Genomic DNA, 9440 nt, shown 5'->3' with positions numbered 1-9440 from the left:
CTTAGTGCGGGCATTTCCTTTATTAAACGGAAAAAAGTCATCCTCGACCGTCAGGGAGGGGATCCAGCTAATTGTTAAGATGTCATGCCGGACTCAGTTCCGGCATCGCCATATTCCTCTTACATTTGTCCCCCGGACGTTGTTCCGGGGGATGCTTTTTTGTATAAAAAAAAGGCTCCGCGATGCGGAGCCTTCTTTGTAAATGTGTTGCTGGATCCTTCGCAGCAGATAGGCCCGAAGGACCCCTGTCTACTGTCTACTTCTTACTTCCTACTTGACAAGAGCTTCTGTGTCGAGGGCGATGAGGAGTTCTTCGTTTGTTGCAACGACGATAGCCTTCGGCGTGCCATCCTTCGTGATGAGGTGGTTGGATTCCTTGCCGCTCTTGAGGTTGCGTTCTTCGTCAACTTGGTAGCCAAGGAGCTTTAAGTTGTCCAAAGCCTGCTTGCGGACGTAGAAGCTGTTTTCGCCGATGCCGCCCGTGAACACGATGGCGTCAATGCGCGGAAGAGCCATGGCGAGGCCGCCGATTTCGCGGGTGAGGCGGTAGCAGAAGACGTCAAGGGCGATTTGTGCCTGCTTATTGCCTTCGCTTGCAGCCTGCGTGAGCGTACGCATGTCGTTAGAAAGTCCAGAGAGGCCGAGCAAGCCGGATTCCTTGTTCACGAGGTGGTCGAGCTTGTCGATGGTGCCATATTCTTCGCCGTACTTCTTAGCGATGTAGAAGAGGATGGCCGGGTCGAGGCTGCCGGAACGGGTGCCCATGATAAGGCCTTCGAGCGGGGTAAAGCCCATCGTGGTATCGACGCACTGGCCGTTCAAGATGGCGGAGCAGCTGGAGCCGTTGCCAAGGTGGGCCGTGATGAGGCAGGTTTCTTCGGGCTTGGTGCCGAGAACCTTGCAAGCTTCGGCGGTCACGAAGCGGTGGCTTGTGCCGTGGGCGCCGTAACGGCGGATGCCGTCGTTTTCATAGAACTTGTACGGGATGCCGTAAAGATAAGCCTTCTGCGGCATGGTCTGGTGAAAAGCCGTATCGAACACAGCGACTTGCGGGAGTCCCGGGAAAAACTTGGTGGCGCATTCCATGCCGGTCGCGTGAGCCGGTTCGTGGAGCGGGGCAAAAAGCGTGATGCTGCGGATGTAGTCGATGACTTCCGGCGTGACGCGTTCGCTCTTGATGTACTTGCCGCCATGCACGACGCGGTGGCCGATGGCTTCGATTGTAGCAGTGAGTTTCTGGGCGTCGAGGAACTTCTTGACTTGGTCAACGGCTTCGGCATGCGTGGGGCAGTCGAAGTTGAAGTCAATTTTGCCTTCAGGGCCCTTGGCCTTGGTGTGACCATTCACGCCGATATTTTCGACGAGACCGCTAGCGATGGATTCCTTGGTTTTTGTGTCGATGACAGCGAATTTTACAGAGGAGCTGCCGCAGTTGAGAACGAGTACGCGCATGGTTTTATCAGTGGTTAGTGGTTAGTGTTTAGTAGGCAGTAGGCGGTAGGAAGTAGGAAGGATTTTCTGAACTTATTACCGTTTGTTTAGGTGTTTTCCTAAAGTCGTCATTCTGAGGCGTAGCCGAAGAATCCAGTTGAGTCTCGATAATTCTCTGAATCCTTCATTGTTGTTCAGGATGACGATGTGGAGCGGACCTAATACTTGCCACCTGTTTTTTCAAATAATAGTATTTTGAAATGACACTGGCATTGAGGATTGTATTGTCAACCGCAAATAAAATTATTGTTTATGGATTAATTCTCGAAGGGGCGAACTCTTAGTGTTACGCCGAGAGTCTCGCAGATTTTGCGGCACTGCTCGATTTTTTCTTCGGGCATGACTTTTTCAACGACGGTCAAGATGACGTTTGGCACATGGAACTTGGCGAGGGCTGCAAATTCCTTGAGCGCATCAAAAGACTTGAGGCCAAATCTCGATCTCGTGAGGGCGAGAAATTCTTCGGCGGTTGGCGCGTTCAAAGAAATCGAAACGGTGTCGAAGCGGCCTTCGAGTTGCGGGGTGATGTCTTCGCCGTGAATCAAGTTCGCAAGTCCGTTCGTGTTGAGGCGGACTTTCAAATTCGGGTATTTCGCTTTTAGCTGGTCGATGACTTTGCATACATCGTGCAAGCGTTCGAGCGGTTCGCCGTATCCGCAAAAGACGATTTCGTTGATGACGGATAAATCGTAGGCGTTGAAAATTTCCATCACTCTTTCGACGCTGGGTTCGCCGCCCTTGAGCCAGAGCGTGTTGCCTTCCATCATCTTCTTCGTTTGGCGCAGGCAAAAGACGCAACTGCATGGGCAGCGGTTGGTCATGTTCACGTAGATGTTCTTGCCCGTGATATCACCGCTGTTCGCGATGTCTAAATATCCGGCTTCTCCGACATTTCCTGTAACGGTATATACGATCATTTAATCCTCCATCAGGTCGCGAAGGTACATTTCAAAACAAAGTCCCCAGTGCGTGGGAACGTTATTGTCTTCGCAGTAGCGTAGGCATTTGGAAACGAAATCGGCGGCTTTTTTGACAGACTCGTAAAAATCGTGTCCGTTCAAGTACATGCCTGCAATGATAGAACTGATGACATCACCTGTTCCGCTGCGGTCGCCGCCGATGCGATCGACCATCACGATTCGCGGTTCTTCGCCTTTGCTATAGACGTAGTTCATGATTTGCTTGGTGCTGTATGGGATGCCGGTCACGACGATGTGTTCCGGGCCTTGTTCCGTCAGCTTGTGGCACATGCCTGCAAGTTCAACGTCGCTGAAACCTTCGGTGCGGTATTTTACATCTGTCAACGTACAAAGTTCAGTGAGGTTCGGCGTCAAGATGTCGGCGTAATGAACGAGCGCTTTCATCTTTTCGCACAAACTAGGCGTGTAGGTTTCGTAAAGCCTACCGTAGTCGCCCATCACCGGATCCACCAAAGTGAATGTGCCATTTTTCTTGAATGTCTTGAAAAAATCAATGACGATATCGACTTGTTCTTCGGAGCCTAAAAATCCACTTGCAATCGCATCGAAATTTAAATTCAAATCCTTGTAGGTCTGAATGTAATCGTGCATTTTTGAAGTGTAGTCATCGAAGTAATATTCGGGGAACTGCGTGTGCGCCGAAAGAATTGCAGTCGGCACCGTCACCGCCTGAATTTTCATCGCCGAGACTATCGGAGCCATGACGGCAATCGAGCAGCGGCCAAATCCTGTAACATCGTTGATTAATGCAATTTTTTTCTGTGGCATGACGGACTCAAAGTTAGAAATCTTTCTTTTCTGAGAGAACTCGCACGGAGGCGAACGCTGCCGATACAATCACCGCAAGGAGCGTGGGGCCGAGGAAAACGGAATCAAAACGTTCTGCAACTTGGTAGGCGATAAAGCCGGCAAGCCAAGCGAAAATGTTCCAGAGCCAAACGCCGAGCGTTTCGCTGTGTTTCTTCGAAAAGTAGAACGATACGAGAAGCACGGATGCCATCGGGGCGAACACCGAAGCGATTAAGTAAAGGAAGCTGATGTAATGCTCCATGATTCCAGAAATCGCAAGGGCTGCACTCAGAAGGCTCACCACGATGCCTGCAATTTTCGGATTTATTTTACTGTAAATCGCCTTGGAAGATTCGCCGGCGGAATTGGCGGCGAGGAAGTTTGTCGTCACTGTCGAAAGCACCACGATGATGATGCCTGGGATGCCGAGGCCTGCGAGGAGGATGGCTTGGGCAATATTGTTGTTCGCTCCGAGGCCTGCAATTTCGATACCGATAACGTACATCCAGAGGCTTGCGAACGTGTAGGCAATTGCAGAAATCGCGGTTGCTTTCACGGGCTTTTCGACGTCTTTGGTGTAGTCCGAAATAACGGGCAACCAAGAAATTGGCATGGCGATGGAGATTTCGAAGATGTTCCAGAACTTGAGAGCTGTCGCGGCATTCCCTGCGGCGTTTCCTGTTACTGCACCTGCGGCATTTGCGATATTCGCGGCGTTTGAACCGTTACTGAGACCGAATAACTTAACGGATAAGATTGCAAGTAAAATAGTGAGTGCGGTCATCACGACGGTCGTTACGTTTGCGGAACGGCGGATGCCCACATAGACCCAAGCGGCAATAAGTGCGGCGAGAATCACGCATGTGAACGGGAATGAAATCGGCAAGTTGAGCCCTGCCAATGCGGAAGCTCCCTGCGCGTTCAAAACCGCGACCCAAGCGAGCAACTGGAACGTGTTCAATGCGGCGAAAAACTTGGAACCGTATTTGCCGAATGATGATGTCGTTGTTTCCATGGCGTTCAAGCGGACGCGAGCACCGATGAGGCCCACGAAAAAGAGCAAGATGCCACCGAAAATGTGCCCAAGCACGAGCGGAAGCCACAGCGAATCCGCTGCGGAAGCGGCTCCGATTTCTATACCGGCTTCAATTTCGGAAACGGAGATGGCAACGCCAAACCATATAATTCCATTTGCAAAAAGTCCTGTGCGTTTTTCCATGTTGCACCTCTTATTTTTACTTTCGCCAGTCACCCGAATTAAAGTTGGTGATAAGGTCCCTGAGCCTGCCGAAGGGCCGAACTGTTTTAGGGGGGAGTTCGCCTTTCGATGGCTCTTTCAAATGCGGCACAAAGATAGAAAATGGTTATAGCTAGAACAAGGCTTACTATATATACTACTTTTTTATGTTCGATTATAGATTTTATTTATAACTTGGACTGCAAATTATCTCTTTTTCAGAACTTCAAGGAGAGTCGTGTATTCGTCTATGAACACTTTATGGTTTTGCTTGACGTAATCCAGATTGTTTTCTTTGCATGCCATTTCGAGCGCTTTCGCATCTTCGGAAACCTTGATAGCTCCGATGGTAAGTGATGAACTTTTTACCGCGTGTACGGTGATGCGGTAGCTTTCAAAATCTGCTTTGTCTAGACTTTCGTTGAGATCTTTGGTTTTATCGCTGTTGACGTATTCGTCGAGCATTTCGTTGTAGAAGTTCTCGTCGTTCATGCAGTAGGCAAGTCCTGTTGCTTTGTCCAAATAGTCGGACATTGTTGCCGTAGCTTTAGCTTGCTCTTTGGTTGCTTCGCATGCATTTGGTTTCTTTTCGGGTTCTTCTGCTTTTACTGCGATAGGCTTGATCAATTCCTTCGGCAAAAATTTCTTCAATGTCGAAAGAAGAACTTCTTCGCGGATGGGCTTTGTCACGTACGCCGAGAAACCTTCGTCCATATAACGGTTTTTTGCATCTACGACTGCGTTTGCCGTGAGCATGACCACCGGCGTGCTTGCATTCGGATTTTTTTCCATTTTTCGCATTTGGCGGAAAGCTTCGATACCATCCATTACTGGCATCATGTGGTCTAGGAATATGATGTCGTAACGTTTATTTTGGATGAGCTTCAAGGCTTCTACGCCGTTCATCGCCGTGTCAATTTGAATTTTCGTTTCTTTAAGGAGGCCTGCAAAGACTTTCAAGTTCATCGTCATGTCATCTGCGACAAGAACGTATGCGTCGGGGGCTTCAAAGCGATTGTGGATAACGTTTGCAGCGTTTGCTTGTTGCTTGTAACGTTCGGCAAAATCGCCAATGGGCGTTTCGTCGCTTACTTGTTGCTGCAAGCTGACTGTGAACGTGGAACCTTGCCCGTATGTACTTTCGACGGTTATCGTTCCGCCCATCATGTCGAGCAGTTGCTTGGTCAAGTTCAGACCGAGTCCTGTTCCTTCGATGTTCCGGTTGCGTTTTTCGTCGAGACGCACAAAATTCTTGAATAGCTTTTCGCGGTCTTCTTCTCGAATTCCAATGCCGGTGTCTTTAACTTGTATGCATATTTCTGTGAAATTCGCAGTATTGTTAGACTTTGAATCGGCTTTGATTTTCTTTGATTTTACCGACAATGTTACGGAACCTTCGTTCGTGTATTTCACAGCGTTAGACAACAAGTTGTTTATGACTTGCCGAATCCGGACTTCGTCACCGAACAAGCTAGAAGGAATTTCTGGAGAAATATCCATGATGAGGTTCAGATTCTTATCGCGGGCACGTGTAGCGACCATGTTGTAGCAGTCGTTCAATACGGAAAAAACGCTGTAATTTACAGGCACGATTTCCATCTTGCCCGATTCGATTTTTGAAATGTCCAAAATATCGTTGATGAGCGAAAGGAGCGTTTGCCCTGCACTTTGAATATTCAAGGCGTAGTCGCGCAAGGTCTCGTCTTTGCATTCTTTGAGCAACATCGAATCCATGCCTAAAATGCCATTGATGGGAGTGCGAATTTCGTGGCTCATGTTGGCGAGGAATACGCTTTTCGCTTTGTTTGCGCTTTCTGCGTGTTCTTTTTCCCTGACGAGTTCCTTTGTTTCGCGTGCCTTTTTTTCGGACATGATGACGTAAAACATGGCGATGGTAAACATGAAAATCAAGAGCCCGAACACCCAGAGGATTAAAAATGAGATGCGGTTCTTTTCGGCGGCGACTGCATTTGCGGGCACGACGCCCACCAAGGTGACTCCGGGCAATTTGAGTTCTGCAATGAAGTAATAGTATTCCTCATGATTTACTTTTGTATTAGCTGCCGCCGCAATGGATATATTCAAACCGTTTGTTAATTTGTTTCGTATTGCGAGGAACCCTTTTTTGCCCCACAGTAAATCGCTTCTCAAAGAATCGTTCGGAGATTTGACGATGACGCTATCGTTTGCATCCTTGAGGACCGCGTAGCCTTTGCCGCCATAGCATACGATGCCGAAATTCTTAACAATTGTTTCGTCTTTATAGATTCGGTACAACACGTACTTGATGTTTTTCCCGTTATACACAGGAACTGAAAACATAAGCCCTTTCCCTTTGGAATAGCTGATGAATTTTGAGCCATGAAACGATTCGGATATGCCTTTGAAATCAGATACGTGGATTTTTGTGGAATCGCTTGTGTAAATGTTTTTGCCGTTCAGTGCAATTACGCCGTAGAGGTAATCGCCGTTGGGTTCCTGAATAGTCGAAAGAATTTTTTCAAGGTGTTCTGGGTCGGCAGAAATGCCCGCAGATAATCCCGATAGCGATTTCAGTTCGAATAGCAACCGTTCTCCGGCTTTCGATGCGTAGTTCTCGGCTTGGTATGCAACTTGTTTTTCAACGTAATTTTGAAATAAACTAGAAAATTTGACGCGTAGCAGAACTCCCACCAAAAGGAGCAACAGTACAAAGAATAAAATTCCGATTAAAGGTCTTATCCCGAATTTTTTAATCATGGCTCAACTGCACCTTTTATAAGCCATTCCATGTCGCTGCGCAAAACTTCGTCGCTGATGGTTTCGCCTTCTTCGGAACGGTGTTTGCCTTTGCTATCGATAATTTTTCCAGAAAAGATATTGTAGCCGGCTTTGATTTTTTCAATAGCTGTGTTCACTAGTGCTTTTACAGAGTCGGGCACTTCACTCGAGTAAAATGCGAGTCCTACGGCGTCTTTTTCAAGCCCTAGCCAGTAATCCATATTTGCGTTGTCTTTTTTCTGGAGAAAGTCTTGGATAAAGTCTTTGTAAATGATTCCCCAGTCAAGGGCGATGGAGCTTAACATTTTTGGCGAAAATTTATTGTTTTCGACATGGTTTCCTATGCAATACACGCCACGTTTTTCGGCAACCTCGATGATGTAGGCACGGTCTTGATGAAAACCGATAACATCGACATTTGAACTGTCTATTAATTTGTTTGCGTTTTCTGCTTCTGTTTTGCCTTCGTTCCAGGAATTTGTCCAACGCACATACACTTTCGCTTTCGGGTTCGTTCTTGTAACGCCTAGAATAAAAGCGTTTAAACCTCTATAGACTTGGATGTTTTTCATGGCGGCGACATAACCTACGTGGTTTGTCTTTGTCATTGCTCCGGCGACGATGCCTGCCAAATACCGTGCTTGATAAATTCTTGCAAAATAGGCTTTGTAATTAGGAGCTTCCATTTCCCAGTTGATTCCAAAGAACATGACTTCGGGATGCGCTTTGATGATGTCCTTTATTAAAGTGGGGTAGTTGTAGCTAGTGAGAACGATGATTTTTAAGCTGTCCGCAATCATGTCGTTCACCGCCTTTTCAAGCGGCTTCCTTTCTTCGGGGATTTCGTCTGTCAAGACCATTTGCACATCGAGATTGCTGCAAGCAGCTTTGATTCCCTTGTAATGAGTCTCGTTCCAGCCGTTGTCCGCAGTGTCGCTTAAAAGGACGAAGCCTACGCGAGGTTTTTGAGTATCTGTCTTTTGAGTTGTTTCTTCGTTTCCGATTTTTTCAAAAGATACAAATAGCGTAATCAAAAAAGCGATGATCGCAATTATTGTTATTGCTGTGATTTTATTTTTCATCTATCTTTACCCCCTTCACAAACCAATTGAATTGATTCAACATGTCTGCGTCAGACATGCTTTCTCCTTCGTTTACGCGAACCGTCCCTGCATTGTCTTCGATGGGTCCGTAAAATACGTCGAAAGAACCGTTCTGCATTTTTTCGCGTTCGCTTTCGACTAATTCAATAGCTTTGGAATCGACGTGGCTTGTGAATGGAGCGAGATCGACAATGCCCGTTCCGATGCCATTCCAGTAGTTTGTTCCGACAAACTTATTCTTGAGTACGTCTAAAATATGCGGCGTATAGAATTTTTCCCACCGCCATACGGGTGCCGTTAAGAAATGTTTAGGATAAAATACTGCATTGTCCAGATTGTATCCTACAATCCATATTCCAAGTGAATCCGCAATTCGCATGGGTTCGCGGCTGTCAGTGTGCATGGCGAGTACGTCAATAGAATTGTTCTTTAAAAGGGAGCGCGTTGCCGATGCACAGACGCTGTCGTTTTCCCACGATTTGGTCCAGCGGACAAAAACGTTTGCGTCGGGATTCGCTTTTTTTACGCCCAAAGTAAAAGCGTTGATTCCTCGCACGACCTCGGGAATGTCGAATGCGGCCACATAGCCGATGTTGCCGGTTTTGGATTGCATTCCGGCGACGATGCCTGAAAGGTAGCGCATTTGGTAAATTCGTCCAAAAAATGTCGTTACGTTTGGCGCTGACTGTATGCCTGATGCGTGGAAGAATTTGACATCGCGATGTTTTTTTGCAACTTCTTGGATGTGCGGGCCGAATTGGAATGAATTGATGACGAAAATTTTAACGCCAGATGCAATAAGATTTTCCATGACGGTTTCAGAAGATTTGTCCGCAGGAATGTTTTCGCGGTACAAAACATCCAAATTCAGTTCCTTGGCGGTCTTTTGCATGCCCTCGTAATGGGATTGCCCCCAGCTGTGGTCGCTAATGGAACCGTTCATAATCAACGCGACTTTTGTTTTTTCGCGAGTGATGTCGGTGTCTTTCTTTTTTACGTTTATGGCAAGCAATCCTGCGACAATGATAGTGATAATCAGTGCGGGAATGATATAGATAAGTTTCATGCAGTGTATCTCCT

General features: G+C 47.2%; 7 protein-coding genes. All 7 read right to left on the bottom strand.

Features of this window, described 5'->3' with window-relative positions:
• Nucleotides 1-270 precede the first annotated feature (270 nt).
• The 7 genes from IKG78_RS18000 to IKG78_RS17970 all read right to left on the bottom strand — a co-directional run bounded on the left by IKG78_RS18000 (nucleotide 271) and on the right by IKG78_RS17970 (nucleotide 9426).
• A complete protein-coding gene (locus IKG78_RS18000; RefSeq protein WP_290946062.1) occupies nucleotides 271-1452 on the bottom strand; it encodes an acetate kinase in 1182 nt (393 codons plus the stop codon).
• Between the two features lie 296 nt (nucleotides 1453-1748).
• Complete coding sequence (locus IKG78_RS17995) at nucleotides 1749-2408, bottom strand: TatD family nuclease-associated radical SAM protein (RefSeq protein ID WP_290946060.1); 660 nt, start codon at nucleotides 2406-2408, stop codon at nucleotides 1749-1751.
• On the bottom strand, nucleotides 2409-3239 hold the full coding sequence (locus IKG78_RS17990; protein WP_290946058.1) for a pyridoxamine kinase: 831 nt from the start codon (nucleotides 3237-3239) through the stop codon (nucleotides 2409-2411).
• 13 nt (nucleotides 3240-3252) lie between these two features.
• The gene (locus IKG78_RS17985) at nucleotides 3253-4479 is read right to left on the bottom strand and encodes a cytosine permease (RefSeq protein ID WP_290946056.1); all 1227 of its coding nucleotides are present in this window, start codon (nucleotides 4477-4479) and stop codon (nucleotides 3253-3255) included.
• A gap of 225 nt (nucleotides 4480-4704) precedes the next feature.
• Entirely contained in the window at nucleotides 4705-7236 is a 2532-nt protein-coding gene (locus tag IKG78_RS17980) for an ATP-binding protein (RefSeq protein WP_290946054.1), read from the bottom strand.
• A complete protein-coding gene (locus tag IKG78_RS17975) occupies nucleotides 7233-8339 on the bottom strand; it encodes a BMP family ABC transporter substrate-binding protein (RefSeq protein WP_290946052.1) in 1107 nt (368 codons plus the stop codon). The genes IKG78_RS17980 and IKG78_RS17975 overlap by 4 nt, the downstream gene beginning before the upstream one ends.
• Nucleotides 8329-9426 (bottom strand): BMP family ABC transporter substrate-binding protein, encoded by a 1098-nt coding sequence (locus IKG78_RS17970; RefSeq protein WP_290946050.1) that lies wholly within the window; start codon nucleotides 9424-9426, stop codon nucleotides 8329-8331. The genes IKG78_RS17975 and IKG78_RS17970 overlap by 11 nt, the downstream gene beginning before the upstream one ends.
• Between the last annotated feature and the right edge of the window lie 14 nt (nucleotides 9427-9440).

It is taken from the genome of Fibrobacter sp. (assembly GCF_017545445.1).
Lineage (GTDB): Bacteria > Fibrobacterota > Fibrobacteria > Fibrobacterales > Fibrobacteraceae > Fibrobacter.
This window is presented reverse-complemented; position numbering and strand designations above follow the sequence as displayed.

Coding starts and splice junctions, on each gene's coding strand:
- IKG78_RS17995 (WP_290946060.1), bottom strand. CDS start 2,408: ATGATCGTATATACCGTTACAGGAAATGTCGGAGAAGCCGGATATTTA.
- IKG78_RS17985 (WP_290946056.1), bottom strand. CDS start 4,479: ATGGAAAAACGCACAGGACTTTTTGCAAATGGAATTATATGGTTTGGC.
- IKG78_RS18000 (WP_290946062.1), bottom strand. CDS start 1,452: ATGCGCGTACTCGTTCTCAACTGCGGCAGCTCCTCTGTAAAATTCGCT.
- IKG78_RS17970 (WP_290946050.1), bottom strand. CDS start 9,426: ATGAAACTTATCTATATCATTCCCGCACTGATTATCACTATCATTGTC.
- IKG78_RS17990 (WP_290946058.1), bottom strand. CDS start 3,239: ATGCCACAGAAAAAAATTGCATTAATCAACGATGTTACAGGATTTGGC.
- IKG78_RS17980 (WP_290946054.1), bottom strand. CDS start 7,236: ATGATTAAAAAATTCGGGATAAGACCTTTAATCGGAATTTTATTCTTT.
- IKG78_RS17975 (WP_290946052.1), bottom strand. CDS start 8,339: ATGAAAAATAAAATCACAGCAATAACAATAATTGCGATCATCGCTTTT.